At 66.9% G+C, this 18674-nt stretch carries 15 protein-coding genes and 1 riboswitch; of the genes, 7 read left to right on the forward strand and 8 right to left on the reverse strand.

Annotated features, from left to right (window positions below):
- Positions 1-78 precede the first annotated feature (78 nt).
- Positions 79-711, forward strand: coding sequence for an energy transducer TonB (locus ACZK3W_RS03170; RefSeq protein ID WP_478450457.1), 633 nt, complete (start codon positions 79-81; stop codon positions 709-711).
- Here the strand turns inward: ACZK3W_RS03170 and ACZK3W_RS03175 are convergent.
- The 3 genes from ACZK3W_RS03175 to ahcY all read right to left on the reverse strand — a co-directional run bounded on the left by ACZK3W_RS03175 (position 708) and on the right by ahcY (position 3409).
- Entirely contained in the window at positions 708-1211 is a 504-nt protein-coding gene (locus tag ACZK3W_RS03175; RefSeq protein WP_478450458.1) for a hypothetical protein, read from the reverse strand. The two genes, ACZK3W_RS03170 and ACZK3W_RS03175, sit on opposite strands and share 4 nt — an antisense overlap.
- Positions 1211-1684 carry a Cys-tRNA(Pro) deacylase gene (ybaK, locus tag ACZK3W_RS03180; RefSeq protein ID WP_049399794.1) on the reverse strand — a complete coding sequence of 158 codons (474 nt, stop codon included), beginning with the start codon at positions 1682-1684 and terminating at the stop codon, positions 1211-1213. Before ybaK ends, ACZK3W_RS03175 begins: the two co-directional genes overlap by 1 nt.
- A 279-nt stretch (positions 1685-1963) precedes the next feature.
- Positions 1964-3409 carry an adenosylhomocysteinase gene (ahcY, locus tag ACZK3W_RS03185; protein ID WP_014036003.1) on the reverse strand — a complete coding sequence of 482 codons (1446 nt, stop codon included), beginning with the start codon at positions 3407-3409 and terminating at the stop codon, positions 1964-1966.
- Between the two features lie 36 nt (positions 3410-3445).
- A riboswitch (S-adenosyl-L-homocysteine riboswitch) is annotated at positions 3446-3529 on the reverse strand.
- Positions 3530-3649: 120 nt separating this feature from the next.
- Here ahcY and ACZK3W_RS03190 point away from each other — a divergent pair.
- The 3 genes from ACZK3W_RS03190 (at position 3650) to ACZK3W_RS03200 (ending at position 9680) form a co-directional block, all read left to right on the forward strand.
- The gene (locus ACZK3W_RS03190; RefSeq protein ID WP_478450459.1) at positions 3650-6166 is read left to right on the forward strand and encodes a S9 family peptidase; all 2517 of its coding nucleotides are present in this window, start codon (positions 3650-3652) and stop codon (positions 6164-6166) included.
- Positions 6167-6338: 172 nt separating this feature from the next.
- A complete protein-coding gene (gene ppc, locus ACZK3W_RS03195) occupies positions 6339-9050 on the forward strand; it encodes a phosphoenolpyruvate carboxylase (protein ID WP_478450824.1) in 2712 nt (903 codons plus the stop codon).
- 168 nt (positions 9051-9218) lie between these two features.
- Complete coding sequence (locus tag ACZK3W_RS03200) at positions 9219-9680, forward strand: hypothetical protein (protein WP_197611180.1); 462 nt, start codon at positions 9219-9221, stop codon at positions 9678-9680.
- A 25-nt stretch (positions 9681-9705) separates the two neighbouring features.
- On the opposite strand, the gene ACZK3W_RS03205 is transcribed toward ACZK3W_RS03200, so the two are convergent.
- Together ACZK3W_RS03205 and metK are read right to left on the reverse strand one after the other, a co-directional pair.
- Positions 9706-10212 carry an acyl-CoA thioesterase gene (locus tag ACZK3W_RS03205; RefSeq protein ID WP_049399791.1) on the reverse strand — a complete coding sequence of 169 codons (507 nt, stop codon included), beginning with the start codon at positions 10210-10212 and terminating at the stop codon, positions 9706-9708.
- A gap of 138 nt (positions 10213-10350) precedes the next feature.
- Positions 10351-11562, reverse strand: coding sequence for a methionine adenosyltransferase (metK, locus tag ACZK3W_RS03210; protein WP_012510070.1), 1212 nt, complete (start codon positions 11560-11562; stop codon positions 10351-10353).
- A 335-nt stretch (positions 11563-11897) separates the two neighbouring features.
- Here metK and olsF point away from each other — a divergent pair, with 335 nt between their 5' ends.
- The 3 genes from olsF to ACZK3W_RS03225 all read left to right on the forward strand — a co-directional run bounded on the left by olsF (position 11898) and on the right by ACZK3W_RS03225 (position 15621).
- Positions 11898-13613, forward strand: a complete 1716-nt coding sequence (olsF, locus tag ACZK3W_RS03215) for a bifunctional ornithine lipid synthase OlsF (RefSeq protein WP_478450460.1) — start codon at positions 11898-11900, stop codon at positions 13611-13613.
- Complete coding sequence (locus ACZK3W_RS03220; protein ID WP_478450461.1) at positions 13610-14410, forward strand: UDP-2,3-diacylglucosamine diphosphatase; 801 nt, start codon at positions 13610-13612, stop codon at positions 14408-14410. The genes olsF and ACZK3W_RS03220 overlap by 4 nt, the downstream gene beginning before the upstream one ends.
- 143 nt (positions 14411-14553) lie before the next feature.
- Positions 14554-15621 carry a metal-dependent hydrolase gene (locus tag ACZK3W_RS03225; protein ID WP_478450462.1) on the forward strand — a complete coding sequence of 356 codons (1068 nt, stop codon included), beginning with the start codon at positions 14554-14556 and terminating at the stop codon, positions 15619-15621.
- A gap of 461 nt (positions 15622-16082) precedes the next feature.
- Here ACZK3W_RS03225 and ACZK3W_RS03230 read toward each other — a convergent pair whose 3' ends face one another.
- The 3 genes from ACZK3W_RS03230 to ACZK3W_RS03240 form a co-directional block, all read right to left on the reverse strand.
- Complete coding sequence (locus ACZK3W_RS03230; RefSeq protein ID WP_032129690.1) at positions 16083-16910, reverse strand: class I SAM-dependent methyltransferase; 828 nt, start codon at positions 16908-16910, stop codon at positions 16083-16085.
- 174 nt (positions 16911-17084) lie between these two features.
- Positions 17085-18080, reverse strand: coding sequence for a tRNA dihydrouridine synthase DusB (gene dusB, locus ACZK3W_RS03235; protein WP_049425080.1), 996 nt, complete (start codon positions 18078-18080; stop codon positions 17085-17087).
- Positions 18081-18227: 147 nt separating this feature from the next.
- Positions 18228-18659: a hypothetical protein gene (locus ACZK3W_RS03240; protein ID WP_478450463.1), complete on the reverse strand. Its 432-nt coding sequence runs from the start codon at positions 18657-18659 to the stop codon at positions 18228-18230.
- Between the last annotated feature and the right edge of the window lie 15 nt (positions 18660-18674).

Below are 18674 nucleotides of genomic sequence, written 5' to 3' on the forward strand. Positions count from 1 at the left end.
CCGGACAGTCGGCATGTGAACAGGGAAGATTGCAGCGGGGCGCTACCATGGCGGTGGATCAACGCAGGGAGCACAGGGATGGATGTTCGCAGTTGGATGCCGTTCGCATGGGTCGCCGCAGGCCTGCTGGCCGCGTGTGAGGGCTCTGCAGCAAAATACGATGCAGGCGCTGCCTGTGGTGCTTTGTCCGACGTGACGCCGATCCGCGATGCCGGCGTGGGTTCACTGCAGGCGCAGGCAACGTCGGGGCGCTGCACGTTCCATGTGGAAGCGGATGACGCTGCAGCGCTTTCGCGTCAGCAGTCGTTGCTGCAGAGCGTGTCGGCGATCGCCTGTAGTGCGCCAGCCACCACCCGGCCTTCGCAAGGGGCTGCAGGCTTCGACCTGCAGATGCCTGCGCGTTGCCCACTCTCTTCCAGCACGCCGTTGATTGCCCGGGAAGGAGGCTGGCACCAGCGGCGACTTTCGTCGGTCCCGACGTATCCTGCGGCCGCCATGCGCGAGGCCCAGCAGGGAGGTGTCGAGCTGATGCTGCTGCTGGATGCGCAGGGCAAGACCCAGGCGACCATCCTGTCCCGATCCAGCGGCTACCCGCTGCTCGATGCGGCGGCGCTCAAGCACGCGCGTGACTGGCGCTACGAGCGTGAAGCGGCAGGCAAGGCACCAACCATGAGCCTGATACGCGGCACGGTCACGTTCAAGCTCAACTAAGGCGTCTGCAGGGCGGGCTCGGGCTTCCACTCCCACCAGGTGTAGTGGTATTCGCGCTCGTTCGCGCTCCATTGCTGCGCGCAGCAGGTGCACGTCAGCCGGTAGCATTCGCCCCAGCCGTCCTCCGCTTCGCCCCGTGCACGCAGCTGCACGTGACCTTGTTCCAGCAGCGGCTCGGGGCTGAAGAACACATAGGATGGGTAGAGCGCGCACAGGCAGCCTTCGCGTGCCTGCCAGTAGCGCAGCCGTTGCAGGGCCGCCTTCAGGTGCACCTGGTTGCTGATCAGCATGCCGCCAAGGGCGATGCCTTGGCAGCTGCGTTCGATCGTATCCACATGCGCGACCAGCGCGTTCAACGATGAGGCGCTGAACAGCCGAGCGACCGTACGCGTGGCATCGTTGATGCGCGTTGCATCGCGCGACAACAGGTCCTGCAGCAGCACATCGGCCTGTGCATCGTCGAGCCGGGGTATCGGTGCTGCAGACCACGGCCAGCGCATCAGCGTGACTTGCCGATGGCAGCGTAGTGGCCGGCAGTCAGCCGCAGCAGGTCGGCTGGTGCCAGTTCCACTTCCAGGCCGCGGCGACCGGCGCTGACATGCAGCGCGGGCAATGCCTGCGCGCTGGCGTCCAGGAAGGTGCGCAGGCGCTTCTTCTGCCCGAGTGGGCTGATGCCACCGACCAGGTAACCGGTCGCGCGCTGTGCGGCATCGGCCGCGGCCATTTCGCACTTCTTGCAGCCGGCCGCTTCGGCCAGCGCCTTCAGGTCCAGCTGGCCGGCCACCGGCACGATCGCCACCAGCAGCTCGTGGGTTTCGGTGCTGGCCAGCAGGGTCTTGAACACCTGGGCCGGGTCGAGGCCGAGCTTGTCGACGGCTTCGCCGCCATAGGATTCGGCGTGGGCATCGTGCACGTAGCTGCGCACGGTGTGGGCGATCTTCTCGCGCTTGAGCAGGTTGATGGCCGGAGTCATGTAGGCATCGTAGCGCGGGGCAGGGGTGTTGCCTTGACCGAGGCTATTGTTCCCGCTCCGGTGGGGAACATCCACGCATGGCGTGGATCTACTGTGGGTTGGCTGGGGGATATCCACGCATGGCGCGGATCTACTGGGGCCGGACGATCAGTAGTTCCACGCCATGCGTGGATACGTGGTGTACGGCCACACGCGAATGCAGAACGGGCGCCCGAAGGCGCCCGTTCCGTGTGTTGCATGCACCGGTAGTGCCGGCCGCTGGCCGGCACCGCGCAGGCATCAGTAGCGGTAGTGGTCCGGCTTGAACGGGCCTTCCACCGGCACGCCGATGTAGTCGGCCTGTTCCTGGCTCAGGGTGGTCAGCTTCACGCCGATCTTTTCCAGGTGCAGGCGGGCCACTTCTTCGTCCAGCTTCTTCGGCAGCAGGTAGACCTTCTTCTCGTAACTGTCCTTGTTCGCCCACAGGTCGATCTGTGCCAGGGTCTGGTTGGCGAAGCTGTTGGACATCACGAAGCTCGGGTGGCCGGTGGCGCAGCCCAGGTTCACCAGGCGGCCTTCGGCCAGCAGGAAGATCGCGTTGCCGTTCGGGAAGATGTACTTGTCCACCTGCGGCTTGATGTTGACGTGCTTGATGCCGGCGAACGACACCAGCGCGTCGACCTGGATCTCGTTGTCGAAGTGGCCGATGTTGCAGACGATGGCCTGGTCCTTCATCGCGCTCAGGTGCTCGATGCGGATGATGTCCTTGTTGCCGGTGGTGGTGACGTACAGGTCGGCACGGCCCAGGGTCGATTCGATGGTGTTGACTTCATAGCCTTCCATCGCCGCCTGCAGGGCGCAGATCGGGTCGATCTCGGTGACGATGACGCGCGCGCCGTAGGCACGCAGCGAGGCCGCACAGCCCTTGCCGACGTCGCCGTAGCCGCAGACCACTGCCACCTTGCCGGCCAGCATCACGTCCATCGCGCGCTTCAGGCCATCGGCCAGCGACTCGCGGCAGCCGTACAGGTTGTCGAACTTGCTCTTGGTGACCGAGTCGTTGACGTTGATCGCCGGGATCAGCAGGGTGCCGGCCTGGGCGAGCTGGTACAGGCGGTGCACGCCGGTGGTGGTCTCTTCGGAGACGCCCTTCCAGTCCTTGACCACGCGGCCCCAGTAACCAGGGCGCTCCTTGGCGACGCGCTTGAGCAGGTTCTTGATGACCTGTTCTTCGTGCGAGGCAGAGGCGGTGTTGACCCAGTCGCTGCCGTTTTCCAGCTCGTAGCCCTTGTGGATCAGCAGGGTCACGTCACCGCCGTCGTCGACCACCAGCTCCGGGCCGGTCAGCGTGCCGTCGGCCAGGGTGAAGGTCAGCGCGTCCAGGGTGCAGTCCCAGTACTCTTCCAGGGTTTCGCCCTTCCAGGCGAACACCGGGGTGCCGGTGGCGGCAATGGCGGCAGCGGCGTGGTCCTGGGTCGAGAAGATGTTGCACGAGGCCCAGCGCACGTCGGCGCCGATGTCCTTCAGGGTCTCGATCAGCACGGCGGTCTGGATGGTCATGTGCAGCGAGCCGGTCACGCGCACGCCCTTCAGCGGCAGCTCGGCCTGGTACTTGCGGCGGATCGACATTAGGCCCGGCATTTCGTGCTCGGCGATGTCCAGTTCCTTGCGGCCCCAGTCGGCCAGCGTGATGTCGCGGATCTTGTAATCACCTTCGGTGGAGAAGGTCTTGGCAACAGCGTTCATTCGTGTGCTCCGGTTGTGGGCGAGCGGGTGCTCGCATCTAGCCGGGCGCCGTTGTTACAAAGCCACCTTACCGAGCCTGGCCGGGCCTCATGGGATCCGGTCGCAGCGCCCCTCGGCAGGGGAGAACCCCCATTATATCGCGGCCCCGGCGTGACATCCGGATGACCCAACCATCGGCAGGTGGGATCACGTGCACGGCCTGTTAAGGTCGGTGTTTTCACGCATCACACAGGTGGAACGATGAGCATGCACGCGCGCCGCACACGGCGCTGGACCGGCCTGGTCCTGTCGATGGGATTGCTGGCGGTGGCCCCGCTGGCCTGGGCCGCGTCCCCGCAGCCCGCCCAGGTACAGGCCCAGGGCGCCACCGGCTACGAACTGCCGTCGGCGGCGCTGCAGGCGGTGGTGGACGCGCCGCGCGCGCCCTCGCTGTACCTGTCGCCGCGCCGCGACGTGGCCGCGATGATGCAGATGCCGTCGCTGCCGTCGATCCAGGTGGTGGCGCAGCCGGAGCTGAAGCTGGCCGGCCTTCGCATCAACCCGCGCACGTTCTCCGACAGCCGCTTCAGCTTCGGCGAGAAGTTGTGGCTGATGAACGTGGCCGACGGCAAGGAACGGCAGATCAGCGGCCTGCCGGCCACGCTGTCGATCGCCAGTGTGATGTGGTCGCCGGACCAGAAGTGGCTGGCCTTCAACCAGGTCGATGCTGCCAGTGGCGCCAACGAACTGTGGCTGGTGGACGTGGCCGGCGGCAGCGCCCGCCGCCTCGTTGCTGGCCTGAACACGGTGATCGGCAGTGGCTACCAGTGGCTGCCGGACAGCCGCGGTCTGGTGGTGTTCACCCGCCCGGCCAACCTCGGTGCGGCTCCGGCCGCCGATGGCATCCCGACCGGTCCGGCCGTGCAGCAGACCAGCCAGGGTGGCGGCGTGGTGTCGATCCGTACCTACCAGGATCTGCTGAAGAACGAGGCCGACGCGCGCCAGTTCGATTACTACGCCACCACCCAGCCGATGGAAGTCAGCCTGGATGGCAACACCCGCGCGATCGGCGCGGCCGGCATCTTCATGGGCTTCTCGGTGTCGCCGGATGGCCGCTTCGTGCTGCGCCAGCCGGTGCAGCGGCCGTATTCCTACGTGGTGCCGGTGAGCAGTTTCCCGCGCCGCATTGAAGTGATCGACCGTGCCAGCGGCAAGCTGGTGCACACCGTGGCCGTGCGTCCGCTGGTGGAAGGTCTGCCGACCGGCAACGACGCTGAAGTGACCGGCGTGCGCGATATCAGCTGGCGTGGTGATGCCGATGCCACGCTGGTCTGGGCCGAAGCCCAGGACGGCGGCGACCCGAACAGGGAGGCCAAGGTGCGCGATGCGGTGCTGATGCAGGCAGCACCGTTCGACACGCCGCCGGTGACCCTGGCCCAGCTCGGCAGCCGCTATGCCGGCATCAGCTGGGGCCGCGGCGACCTGGCCCTGCTCAACGAATCGTGGTGGAAGACCCGCCGCAGCAAGACCTGGCTGATCGCACCGGACAACGCCAGCGCCGATGCCAGGCTGCTGTGGGATCGCGACGGGCAGGACCGCTATTCCGATCCGGGCCGGCCGCTGTTGTCCAGCGACGACCGCGGCCGCTCGCTGCTGCAGACCAGCGCCGATGGCAGCAGCCTGTATCTGGCCGGTGCCGGTGCATCGCCGGAAGGCGATCGTCCGTTCGTGGACCGCTTCGATGTGGCCAGCGGCAAGGCAACCCGCCTGTTCCATTCGCAGGCACCGACCTACGCCGCGCCGGTAACGCTGCTGGATGCGCAGGCCAGCTCGCTGCTGATCAGCCGCGAGAGCCCGGATGAACCGACCAACTTCTACGTGCAGTCGCTGACCGACACCAACGCCGCACCGCGTGCGCTGACCCATTTCGCCCATCCGCTGCCGCAGCTGAAGGGCGTGCAGAAGGAGCAGATCCGCTACAAGCGCAAGGACGGCGTCGACCTGACCGCGACCCTGCTGCTGCCGCCGGGCTACGACCCCAAGCGCGATGGCCCGCGGCCGCTGCTGATGTGGGCCTACCCGGGCGAGTTCAAGAGTGCGGCTGCGGCCAGCCAGGTGACCGATTCGCCGTACCGCTTCAATGCGGTCAGCTACTGGGGCCCGCAGGCGTTCCTGGCCAAGGGTTATGTGGTGTTGGCCAGCCCGTCGATGCCGATCATCGGCGAGGGCGACAAGGAGCCGAACGACACCTACATCGAACAGTTGGTGGCCAACGCGCAGGCAGCCGTGGATGAAGTGGTGCGCCGTGGCGTGACCGACCGCGAGCACATCGCCATTGGTGGCCACTCCTACGGTGCGTTCATGACCGCCAACCTGCTCGCGCACACCCGCCTGTTCAAGGCGGGCATCGCGCGCAGCGGCGCCTACAACCGCACGCTTACGCCGTTCGGCTTCCAGGCCGAGGAGCGCAACTACTGGCAGGCGCAGGACGTCTACCAGAAGATGGCGCCGTTCAACTACGCCGACAGGATCAAGGATCCGATCCTCTTCATCCACGGTGTGGACGACAACAACTCCGGCACGTTCCCGATGCAGAGCGAGCGCATGTTCGCCGCGGTGAAGGGCCTGGGTGGCACCGCGCGTCTGGTGATGCTGCCGAACGAATCGCATGCCTACCGCGCACGCGAATCGATCATGACCATGCTGGCCGAAAGCGAGCGCTGGCTGGAACAGACCATCGGCCCGGCCGAGCAGGGCAAGGCGAAGAAGAAGCGCTGACGTGACCCGGTAGTGCCGGCCGCTGGCCGGCAACCTCATGGACCCACGCGACCTGAGGTTGCCGGCCAGCGGCCGGCACTACCAGATGAAACCATTTTTGCATCGCAGCACGATGCCCGTTCTGGTTTAGGCTTGGGGTCTGGATCCGTTGACCGAGGCCTGTGCGTCGCCGATGAACGAGTACCGCAGCAGCATCGAGTTTGCTTCCCCCGATCTTCCGCTTCGCGATGACGTGCGCCGGCTCGGCGCGCTGGTTGGCGACCTGCTGGTTGAACAGGTCTCCGCCGCCTTCCTCGACGATGTGGAAGACGTGCGCACCCGCGCCATCGCCCGCCGCGAGAACCAGGCGCCGTTGTCGGAGCTGGCCGATGGCCTGGCCGGGCGCACGCCGCAGCAGGCCGAAACCATGGTGCGGGCCTTCAGCACCTACTTCCAGGTGGTCAACATCGCCGAGCGCGTGCATCGCATCCGCCGTCGCCGTGACTACCAGCGCGCCGGTACCGCAGGGGCGCAGCCCGATGGCCTGCAGGATGCACTGCAGCACCTGAAGGCGCAGGGTGTGGGCCTGGACGAGCTGGCGCAGTGGCTGCCACGCATCGACATTGAACCGGTGTTCACCGCACACCCGACCGAAGCAGTGCGCCGCGCGCTGCTGGAGAAGGAGCAGCTGATGGTGGCCAGCCTGGTCGACAATCTCGACGGCCAGCGCACACCGGGTGAAGCCGCCGCCGATGCCGCGCGCTTCCGCATGGCATTGACCGCTTCGTGGCAGACCACCGATTCCTCGCCGGTGCGGCCCACCGTCGATGACGAACGCGAGCACGTCGGCTTCTATCTGGTGCAGGTGCTGTACCGGGTGATTCCGGTGCTGTACGAATCGCTGCAGCAGGCGCTGCGCGATAGCTACGGCGAAGAACTGCCGCTGCCACGCCTGCTGCGATTCGGCACCTGGGTGGGCGGCGACATGGACGGCAATCCGAACGTGGATGCCCATACCATCCGCAATACGCTGGATGCGCAGCGGCAGGCGGTGCTCGCGCGCTACCAGAAGGAACTGCTGCAGCTGGCCAGCCTGCTCAGCCAGTCCACCGAGCGGGTGGGCGTAAGCGATGCACTGCAGGCGCGCGTGGCGCAGTACCAGCAGCTGCTGCCGCAGGTGCAGTCGCGCCCGCGCCATGCCGACATGCCCTACCGCCTGCTCAATGACCGCATGCGTGCACGCCTGCAGGCCACGCTGGATGACGGCGAAGGCGCCTACGCCGGCCCCGATGAACTGATCGACGACCTGCAGTTGATCCTCGACAGCCTGCGCGCCAACCGCGGTGAGCATGCCGGTGGCTTCGCCGTGCAGCGCCTGCTGTGGCGGGTGAAGACGTTCGGTTTCCATCTGGCGCGGTTGGACGTGCGCCAGGAATCGAGCGTGCACGCGCGCGCGCTGGCCACCGTGCTGGGCGGCGACGCGGCGTGGGACGGTCTGGACGCATTGGGCCGCGCGCGTGTGCTGGCGCCGCATGCCAGTGGTGACGCGCCGTTGCCGAAGGGCGACGACGAAGGCAACCAGCGTCTGGATGCGGTATTTGCGGCGTTGGCCGATGCGCGTGCGCGCCATGGCGGCGATGCGCTGGGCAGCTACATCATCTCGATGGCACACGACCGCAGTGACGTGCTGGCCGTGCTTGCGCTGGCACGCCGTGGCGGCCTGGTGGAAGAGGGCGGTTCGGTGCCGCTGGATATTGCGCCACTGTTCGAAACCGTGGATGACCTCAAGCGCGGCACCGCGACCATGCGTGACCTGCTGGCCGACCCGGTGTACCGCGCGCACCTGCGTGCACGCGATGACGTGCAGATGGTGATGCTGGGCTATTCGGACAGCAGCAAGGACGGTGGCATCGCTGCTTCGCGCTGGGGCCTGCAGCGTGCGCAGGTGGAACTGCTGGAGGTGGCGGCCGAGGCCGGCATCCGCCTGACCTTCTTCCATGGCCGTGGCGGTTCGATCAGCCGCGGTGGCGGCAAGACCACGCACGCGGTGGATGCTTCGCCGCGCGGCAGCATCGATGGCCGACTGCGGGTGACCGAGCAGGGCGAGGTGATCCATCGCAAATACGGCATCCGTGCGCTGGCGCTGCGCTCGCTGGAACAGGCTACGGGTGCGGTGTTGCGCGCCAGCCTCCGCCCGCGGGCTGCCGAACCCCGCGAGGATGAGTGGCGACCGGTGATGGATGTGGTCGCTGGCTCCAGCAGCGAGGTGTACCGCGCCTTCGTCGGCCAGTCTGGCTTCATGGACTACTTCCGCACGGCCACGCCGATCGACGTGATCGAGCGGATGACGCTGGGTTCGCGTCCGTCGCGCCGGCTCGGCCAGGACGCGGCGTTGGGCAACCTGCGCGCGATTCCGTGGGTATTCGCCTGGAGCCAGGCGCGTGCAGTCATTCCCGGCTGGTACGGCGTGGGCAGTGGCCTGCAGGCGGCGATTGATGCCGGCCACGAACAGACCCTGCGCGACATGGCGCGAGACTGGCCGTTTTTCCGTACGTTCCTGGACGACATCGCCATGGTGCTGTCCAAGGGCGATATCACCATTGCCGAGCAGTTCTCGAAGCTGTCCGGCGAGTTGCACGGGCGCTTCTTCCCGCAGGTGCAGCGCGAACTGGAACTCACCCGGCACTGGCTGCTGGCGCTGATGGACCAGCGGACGCTGCTGGACCACGATGCGCGGCTTGCGCTGTCGATCCGCCTGCGCAATCCGTACGTCGATCCGATCAGCGTGCTGCAGGTGGATCTGCTGCAGCGCTGGCGGACCAGCGGGCGCGAGGATGAGGACCTGCTGCGCGCGCTGGTGGCCTGCGTGAACGGTGTTTCGCAGGGCGTGCAGAACACCGGGTGAAATGCATCCGCCGGGCGTTGCCCGGCGAATTCGAAATGGTAGTGCCGGCCGCTGGCCGGCAACCTCATGGTGTCTGGCAACACGCACGAGGTTGCCGGCCAGCGGCCGGCACTACCACGATGTCGGATGCACGGCTGCCTCCGGCACCTTCCGGTATCCTCCCGCCCCATGAAGCATTCCTGGCGTATCAGCAAATACTGGCAGCGGACGCCTGAGGGGTACCTATGGTCACCGCCTGAGGAGTGGACTGACTTCAGCGATGTCGGCAAGCGCGTGAGCATCGAGGATTACCTCGTTGTCGAGGATGCCTATCTGGACGTGATAAGGCGTTTCTGCGTCGGCATCGGTGTCGAGTTCCTTCGCATCCAGTCGCTTTCTTCGCACGGCCCGTGTCAGTACCACGAGGGCCAGCAACTCGGCCTGCACGAGATTGAGCGGGTGGCGCGCGGCGTGCTGCGCAACGCCTTCTGGTGCAAGCTGGTCTGTCAGAACGCCGAAGTGCACTTCGGCTACGACTACTACATGTATGCGGTGTCGTCGGTGGACGCCTCGGCCGCATTGGCAGACGCCAACCCGTTATTGAACATCGAGCGGTTCCGCTCTCCCTATCTGCCCGAACGGGAAGGGTAGTGCCGGCCGCTGGCCGGCAAAGCCCTCATTCTTCCGGCGACGGCGGGTTCGACGCCAGCAGTTCCAGATGGCGCTGCTCCATTTCCTGGCGCAGCTGGCGGCGGATCAATGCGGCCGCCTGGCGGCGCTTCTCGTCCGACGTGACCGGCTGCAATGACGGCACCGGCGTTGGCCGGCCTTCCTCATCCACGGCCACCATGGTGAAGAAGCAGCTGTTGGCATGGCGCACGCTGCGCTTGAGGATGTCCTCGGCCACCACCTTGATGCCGATCTCCATCGACGAGGTGCCGGTGTAATTCACCGAGGCCAGGAAGGTGACCAGCTCGCCCACCGCGATGGGCTGGCGGAACATCACCTGGTCCACCGACAGGGTGACCACGTAGCTGCCGGCGTAACGGCTGGCGCAGGCGTAGGCGACCTGGTCGAGCAGGCGCAGGATGGCGCCACCGTGGACCTTGCCGGAGAAATTGGCCATCTCCGGCGACATCAGCACGGTCATGGACAGCTGGTGGGTTTTCAGTTCGGTCGACATGGGGCGATTGTATCGGCAACCGGTAGTGCCGGCCGCTGGCCGGCAACCACGCGATTGTTTCCGGAGGCCATGAAAAAGCCGGCCAGCGGCCGGCTCTACCAGAAGCAGAAGGGCCGCTTGCGCGGCCCTTCGTGTTTCTTACTTCAGCTTCGCATCGGCGCGCAGGGCGGCGGCGCGGTCGGTCTTCTCCCAGGAGAAGGCCGTGGCGTTGACGGTCTCGCCTTCGCCGTTGAGGTAGCTGAACTCCTTCGGCTTGCGGCCGAAGTGGCCGTAGGCCGCGGTCTGCTGGTACATCGGGTGCACCAGGTCCAGCATCTTGATGATGCCGTACGGGCGCAGGTCGAAGTGCTTGCGGATCAGCTTCTCGATCTTGTCGTCGCTGATCTTGCCGGTGCCGAAGGTGGTGACCGAGATCGAGGTCGGCTCAGCCACGCCGATGGCGTAGGAAACCTGCACTTCGCAGCGGTCGGCCAGGCCGGCGGCAACCACGTTCTTGGCGACGTAGCGGGCCGCGTAGGCCGCCGAACGGTCGACCTTGGACGGGTCCTTGCCGGAGAAGGCGCCACCACCGTGACGGGCCCAGCCGCCGTAGGTGTCGACGATGATCTTGCGGCCGGTCAGGCCGCAGTCGCCCACCGGGCCGCCTATCTCGAACTTGCCGGTCGGGTTGATGTGGAACTTGGTGCCCTTGTGCAGCCACTTGGCCGGCAGCACCGGCTTGATGATCTCTTCGCGGACGGCCTCGATGAGGTCCTTCTGCTTGATGCCCGGGGCATGCTGGGTCGACAGGACCACCGCGTCGATGGCCGAGACCACGCCGTTTTCATAGCGCAGGGTGACCTGGCTCTTGGCGTCCGGGCGCAGCCACGACAGTGGCGAGTTCTTCTTCTTGCGGATCTTGGCCTGCTGCTCGACCAGGCGGTGCGACAGGTGGATCGCGGCCGGCATGTAGCTGTCGGTCTCGTTGGTGGCGTAGCCGAACATCAGGCCCTGGTCGCCAGCGCCCATTTCTTCGGGCTTCTTGCGGTCCACGCCCTGGGCGATGTGCGGCGACTGCTTGCCGATCAGGTTCAGCACGCCACAGGTGGCGCCGTCGAAGCCGACGTCGGAGCTGTCATAGCCGATATCCACGATGACCTTGCGGGTCAGCGCTTCCAGGTCGATCCAGGCGCTGGTGGTGATTTCACCGGCCACAATGGCAACACCGGTCTTGACCATGGTCTCGCAGGCCACGCGGGCGCGCTGGTCCTGGGTCAGGATCGCGTCCAGCACCGCATCGGAGATCTGGTCGGCAACCTTGTCCGGATGGCCTTCGGAGACCGACTCGGAGGTGAAGAGATAGCTGGACATCAGGCGTAATATCCCTTGATTCGGATGGAAAGATGGGCGCGAATGATACACGGGGTGCGCCGCCTGTGCATTGTGAACCTGTACCGGTTGCCGGTGGTTAAGCCCGCGTAGGCCCGGCAGGGGCCGTCCGGCCGGGATTGAGGCTCAGCCTCGAGGCCCAGTGTTCCACCAGCGTGACAACGCACCGGGCGGCTACCGGCCCCGACTGCGCGGGCCACAACGCCCGGCAGCGGCTGTGCGGCCGTCATCGTTCTGCCCAAAAACCGCCATCTGGCTGCCGCCTGCCGGGCGCAGGCTGTCGGCCAATCCGGCCGCCGGGCATGAGTGGATCTGCCATGCAGGAACTTGAACAGCGTCTCCAGCAACGCTTCCCCGATTGGTTCCTCGGCCGCCGGGGCCAACTGGCGCGGCCGTTGCTGCGCAGCGTCGGTCGCTGGTCGCGGTTGGACCAGATCGAAGCCTTCCTGCAGCGCAGCTCAGGCCTGCGTGGCTTCGGCTTCGTCGCCGCCGGCCTGGAGTTCATCGACGGCCAGTACCAGGTGGACCCGGCCGCGCTGGCCAGGATCCCGGCCACCGGCCGCCTGCTGATCGTCGCCAACCATCCCTCCGGGGCACTGGACGCCCTCGCCCTGCTGGACGCGGTCGGCCGCATCCGCCGTGACGTGCGGATCGTGGCCAACGACCTGCTGGGGGCGATCGCGCCACTGCAGGACCTGCTGCTGCCGGTACGCATCCTCGGTGGCAAGGCCCAGCGTGGCAGCCTGCATGCCGTCGAAGAGGCGCTGGCCGCCGAGCAGTGCGTGATCGTGTTCCCGGCCGGCGAGGTCTCGCGGCTGTCGCTGCGCGGCATCCGTGATGGTCGCTGGCAGCGCGGTTTCGTCCGCTTTGCCCGTGCCGCTGGCGCGCCGGTGCTGCCGGTGCGTGTGGAGGCGCGCAACTCGGCGCTGTTCTACGGCGCCTCGACCCTGTTCAAGCCGGCGGGCACCGCGCTGCTGGCGCGCGAGATGTTCACCCGTCGTGGCCGTCCGCTGCGGCTGAGCATCGGTGAGCCGATGCAGCTGGGCAAGGGCGGCGACCCGGGCGCACAGCTGCTGGCGGTGCGCCGCGCGCTGTATGCGCTGGGCCGTAATGGGGCGGCGGGCGATGCAGCTGCTGTAGCAGGCCCCGAGCCGCTGGCGTCCCCGGTGCCGCCTTCACAGGTGGCCGCAGGCATCGCCGCGGCGACCCAGCTGGGCCAGACCGCCGACGGCAAGCAGATCCTGCTGGCGACCTGTACCGCCGATTCGCAGCTGCTGCTGGAGCTGGGGCGCCTGCGCGAGCTGACCTTCCGCCAGGTAGGCGAGGGCACCGGGCGCAGCCGCGATCTGGACGATTACGATCCGCGGTACGAACACATCGTGATCTGGGACGCGGCCGCGCAGCGCATCGCCGGCGCCTACCGGATCATGCGTGGTGCCCACGCGCTGGCCCGGCACGGCCTGTCCGGGCTCTACAGCGCGTCGCTGTTCCGCTATTCCGACGACGCCATCACCCACATCGCCGAAGGCCTGGAACTGGGCCGCAGCTTCGTGGTGCCTGATTACTGGGGCAGCCGCAGCCTGGACTACCTGTGGCAGGGCATCGGCGCCTACCTGCAGTGCCGGCCCGGCATCCGCTACCTGTTCGGCGCCGTGTCGATCAGCGCAGCGCTGCCACGCGATGCACGCGAGCAGCTGGTGGCGTACTACCAGCGCTACTACAGCGGTACCGCCGGCCTGGCCGAATCGAACCGCCCGTTCCAGTACTTCGCCGCGCCGCCAAGTTTCGGCGAGCTGGATGCAGGTGCCGCGTTCGATGTGCTCAAGGCCAACCTGGCCGCACTCGGCACCGGCGTGCCGACGCTGTATCGCCAGTACACCGATCTGTGCGAACCCGGTGGCGCCCGTTTCCTTGCCTTCGGTGTCGACCCGGACTTCAGTGATTCGATCGACGGCCTGATTGAAGTGGACCTGTGTGCGATCAGGCCGAACAAGCGAAAACGCTACCTGCGCGACGCGGGGACGCCGGCATGAGCGCGCTGGCGAACCTGTCGCCGCACCGGCGCGCAGTGTTCGTCTCCGACGTGCACCTGGGGTCACGTCATTGCCATGCCACCGAGCTGGCGCGGTTCCTCTCGCAGCTGCGCTGCGAACGGTTGTACCTGGTGGGCGACATCATCGACCTGTGGTGGATGGCGCATCGCCGCGCCAACTGGCGCCAGTCGCACAGCGAAGTCATCCAGGCCCTGCACGCGCTGCGCCGTGCCGGGACCGAGATCGTCTACATCCCCGGCAACCATGACGCCTCACTGCGCCACGTGTGCGGGCTGATGCTGCCAGCGATGCAGGTGCGCCGTCGCGCCATCCATGTGACCGCCGATGGCCGTCGCCTGCTGGTCGCGCATGGGGACGAGTACGACGGCGTGACCCACTTCGGTGGCCTGCAGGAAAAGTTCGGTGACTGGCTGTACTACCGCATCCTGACCGGCAACCAGGCGTTGAACGCGGTGCGGCGGCTGCTGGGGATGCGCTACTGGTCGCTGTCGGAGTTCCTGAAGAAGCGCAGCGGTGCGGCCGAACGCTACATCGAACGCTTCGTGCAGGCCGGGCTGGACGACGTGCGGCGGCGCGGACTGGATGGCATCGTCTGTGGCCACATCCACCGCGCGGCGCTGATCGAGCGCGATGGCCTGGTCTATGCCAACGACGGCGACTGGGTGGAGAGCCTGACCGCGCTGGCCGAAGACCATGATGGCGCGCTGCGCCTGCTAAACCACAATGGCCAGACCCTGGTGGAACTGCCGGGCGCGCGCATCAAGCAAGCGGCTTGACCCACTCTTGTAGAGTCGAGCCATGCTCGACTGCTCTTCTCAGACCGCCCCGCGTACAGCAGTCGAGCATGGCTCGACTCTACAAAGAGCGCGAGCGGCTGTGCCATCAAGACGGCACGCCCGCAAGCCGCTAGCATCGGCCCATGGATTCCCTGACCCAGATCGTGCTCGGCGGCGCCGTCGCTGCTGCCATCGCCCCGCACGGACATCGCCGTGCGGCCCTGCTGGCCGGTGCCGCGCTCGGCACCCTGCCGGACCTCGACGCCCTGTGGCTCGGCTTCACTGCCGCCGACCCGGTGGCGAACATGATCGAACACCGCAGCTTCAGCCACTCGCTGCTGGTGCTGCCTTGGGTGGCGGCACTGATCTGGTGGTTGTTCAAGCGCTTCGGCAATGGCCGCGTCGCCCAGTCACCTGTGCGCTGGTTCTGGGCGATCCAGCTGGCGCTGGTCACCCATCCCATGCTGGATGCGTTCACCGTCTACGGCACCCAGCTGTGGTGGCCGCTGCGCCCACACCCGACCATGGGTTCAAGTGTCTTCATCATCGATCTCGGCTACACGGTATGGCTGCTGCTGGGCTGCGTGCTGGCCTGGTTTGGTCGCGCCCACCCCTGGGCTGGCAAGGTGCTGAGTGTGGCGTTGCTGGTCAGCAGTGCCTACCTGGGTTGGGGCCTGATCGCCAAGGCGCAGGTCGACCGTGCTGCCCAGCAGAGCCTGGCGGCGATGGGCCTGGGCGATGCGCCGCGCTTCTCGGTGCCGATGCCGTTCAACACCCTGCTGTGGCGCGTGGTGGCAATGACGCCGAACGGCTACGTGGTGGGCGACCGCTCGCTGGTGGCCGACCACGGGCCGATGCGGTTCGAAGGCCACGCATCCAACGTGCAGGCCTTGCGCGAAGCGCAGGCCATTCCGGCGGTGCAGCAGCTGACGTGGTTCAACCGTGGCTTCATGCGTGCGCAGGTGGTGGACGGCCGGTTGGTACTGAGCGACCTGCGTATGGGGCTGGAACCGGACTACACCTTCAACTTCGCGGTGGCCGAGCAGGCTGATGGGCAGTGGCGGGCGATCACGCCCGAGCAGGTGCGGGTGGATTACAGCAGCCCGGCTGCACGCGCCGACGTCGGACGCCGGTTGGCCGCGATGTGGCAGCGGATCTGGCAGGAGCCGGCAGCACAGCCGGGTGCGGTCGACCACAGCGCCGTGCATTGATCAGTAGATCCACGCCATGCGTGGATGGCGCGGACATTGGCGAAGACAGCCACGCATGGCGTGGCTCTACTGCCTCAATCGGCAGTGCAGTGTCGCATCCGCAGATCCACGCCATGCGTGGATGGTGCGGGCATCGGAAGGCAGCCACGCATGGCGTGGCTCTACTGTCTCCATCGGCGGTGCAGTGTCGCATCCGTAGATCCACGCCATGCATGGATGGCGCGGGCATCGGCCAAGGCAGCCACGCATGACGTGGCTCTACTGCCTCCATCGGCAGTGCAGTGTCGCATCCGTAGATACACGCCATGCGTGGATGGCGCAGGCATCGGCGAAGGCAGCCACGCATGGCGTGGCTCTACTGCCTCCATCGGCGGTGCAGTGTCGCATCCGTAGATCCACGCCATGCGTGGATGGCGGGGGGCATCGGCGAAGGCAGCCACGCATGACGTGGCTCCACCGAATCAATACACCGTGGCGCGGCCCTGCACGAACGAATAGAAGAACACCGCGTTCGGATCGTTCTGCACCAGGCGGAACTCGCGACGCATGCCTTCCACGGTTTCCTCGTCCACCGATCCGGCCTGCAACAGCTGGTCGGCAGCCGACAGCAGCAGTTGTTCCCAGAACGCGATCATCGTCTTGCGACGGGCCGGTTCGCGGTTGTCCAGGTGGATGGTCTTGATCTCGGTGTGCACGTCGCGGAAGCCGCCGGCCAGCAGCAGGTTGCCCAGCTTGGCGCCGACGAACGGATCTCCCCCGTGGTCGTACTGGAAATCGTTGAAGGCCATCCAGTAGCGCCAGATATGCGGCGAATACGGGTCGAGCAGGAACGAGGCATTCATCACCTCGGTGATGTAGACCGGCGAACCCGGGGCCAGCACGCGGCGCACTTCGCTCAATACGCGTGCTGGTGACGGCACGTGCTCCAGCACCCAGCACAGGAACGCCGCGTCGAAGCTGCGTGCTTCGAACGGCAGCTCGCCGGCGTCGGCCTGCTGCAGGGTGTAGCGGTCGCTGCACCACGGTGTGCGCGCCAGGTTCTCGCGCGCGGTGGCCAGCTGTGTTTCGCTCAGGTCCACGCCGGTCACGTGCAGATCGGGGAAGCGGCGCAGCAGGATTTCGGTCTGCGCGCCGACGCCGCTGCCGACTTCCAGCAGGCGACGCGCGCCGCTGTAGTCGATCTGGCCGAAGATGCTCGATTCCAGCAGCCGGGCCTGGGTCATCAGGCGCTGCTGCTCGGTGCCGGAGAATCCGTGCAGGTAGGTCGGGGAGGAAATCGGCGGGGTCATGGGGGCGGGCTCTTGTAGCGTCGAGCGTGATCAATGGAAGGGGCGCGTAGAGTCGAGCGTGCTCGACTGTTCAGAAAGCCAGTCGAGCACGCTCGACTCTACGGTGTGGAGCAGTCGAGCAAGCTCGACTCTACGGATCAAGGCAGTCGGGCGGGTTACGAGGGGCTGGCGCGCTCAGGCTGCCGAAGACAACGCCGGTTCCCCGGCAATCAGGCGGTCGAAGTACTCGGTCGTCAATGCGATCTGGCTGGCCGGATCTTCGGCACGGTTGACCACCGCGCGGAAGGCGGCATTCTCCGGTCGATCCTTGGCGTACCAGCCCAGGTGCTTGCGCGCGATGCGCACGCCCTGCGGCTCGCCATAAAACGCATGCAGTGCATGCAGGTGGCCGAGCAGGATGTCGCGCACTTCCGCCAGTGACGGCGGCGGCAGTTCCTCGCCGGTGGCCAGGTAATGCGCCACCTCGCGGAAGATCCATGGCCGGCCCTGTGCCGAGCGGCCGATCATCACTGCATCCACGCCGGTTTCCTTCAGGACGTAGGCGGCCTTCTGCGGCGAATCGATATCGCCGTTGGCGATCACCGGAATGCGGAGTGCGGCCTTGATCTCGCCGATCGTGGCGTACTCGGCCTGGCCGGTGTAGTGCTGGTCGCGGGTGCGGCCGTGCACCGCCAGTGCGGCGATACCGCTGTTTTCTGCGATGCGCGCGATCACCGGACCATTGCGATGGTCGCAGTCCCAACCGGTACGGATCTTCAGCGTGACCGGCACGTCCACCGCGTTGACCACGGCTTCGAGGATGCGCGCCACCAGCTGCTCGTCGCGCATCAGTGCCGAACCGGCCCAGGCGTTGCACACCTTCTTGGCCGGGCAGCCCATGTTGATGTCGATGATCTGCGCGCCGTGGTCCACGTTGTAGCGGGCGGCTTCGGCCAACTGCTGCGGCTCGGTGCCGGCGATCTGCACGCTGATCGGTGCCGGCTCGCCGTCATGGTCCATGCGATGGATCGACTTGCGCGTGGTCCAGAAGCGCGGGTCGCTGATGGTCATTTCCGAGGCGGCCAGTCCCGCGCCCAGCCGTTTGCACAGCAGGCGGAAAGGCTTGTCGGTGACGCCGGCCATGGGCGCCAGCACGACGTTGGGGGCAATGGTGTACGGGCCGATCTGCATGCGCCCATTGTAGGGCGCGGGCGGCGGTACGGCCGTGTCGGGCGCGGTCCGGTTCAGGCCGATCCGCACCCAGCTCATGCCGTACCGGCATCAACAGATGCTTGACGGTTGCTTCCGCCGCCCCCAAGGGCGGGCGATGGTGGGGGGCTAGCCCAGGCTCTGCCAGGCCTGGCGGGTCCCCAGCGCGAAGGCCAGCCCCAAGCTGAGGCAGACCAGTGAGCTGAGTACCCAGAAGTGCCGGCCGTTGTAGCCGGGCCGGAGCAGCGCCAGACCGAAGCCCATCGCCGCGCGCAGCAGCAACAGCAGGGCGATGCCCGACAGCACCGGACGGCTGGCCGGCAGCGGCGAATGCCAGCCTGCGGCTGCCAGCGCGTACAGCGTCCAGGCCGCCAGCACGGCAGTAATGCCGGCGGTCATCAGTGGTGGCCACCAATGCCCCGCCTTTGCCAGCCGGACCATGCGCGGGCCAGCGCCGAACCACCGGTACCAGGGGGCCCCAAAGGCAATGCAGCCGATATGCAGCAAGGCTGCGATGGCACTGCCGGCGGCGGCAACCAGCAACCAGGGGAATCCGTCCATGTCCTGCCCACGCTG

This window comes from Stenotrophomonas sp. 80084_Sma (assembly GCF_056481995.1).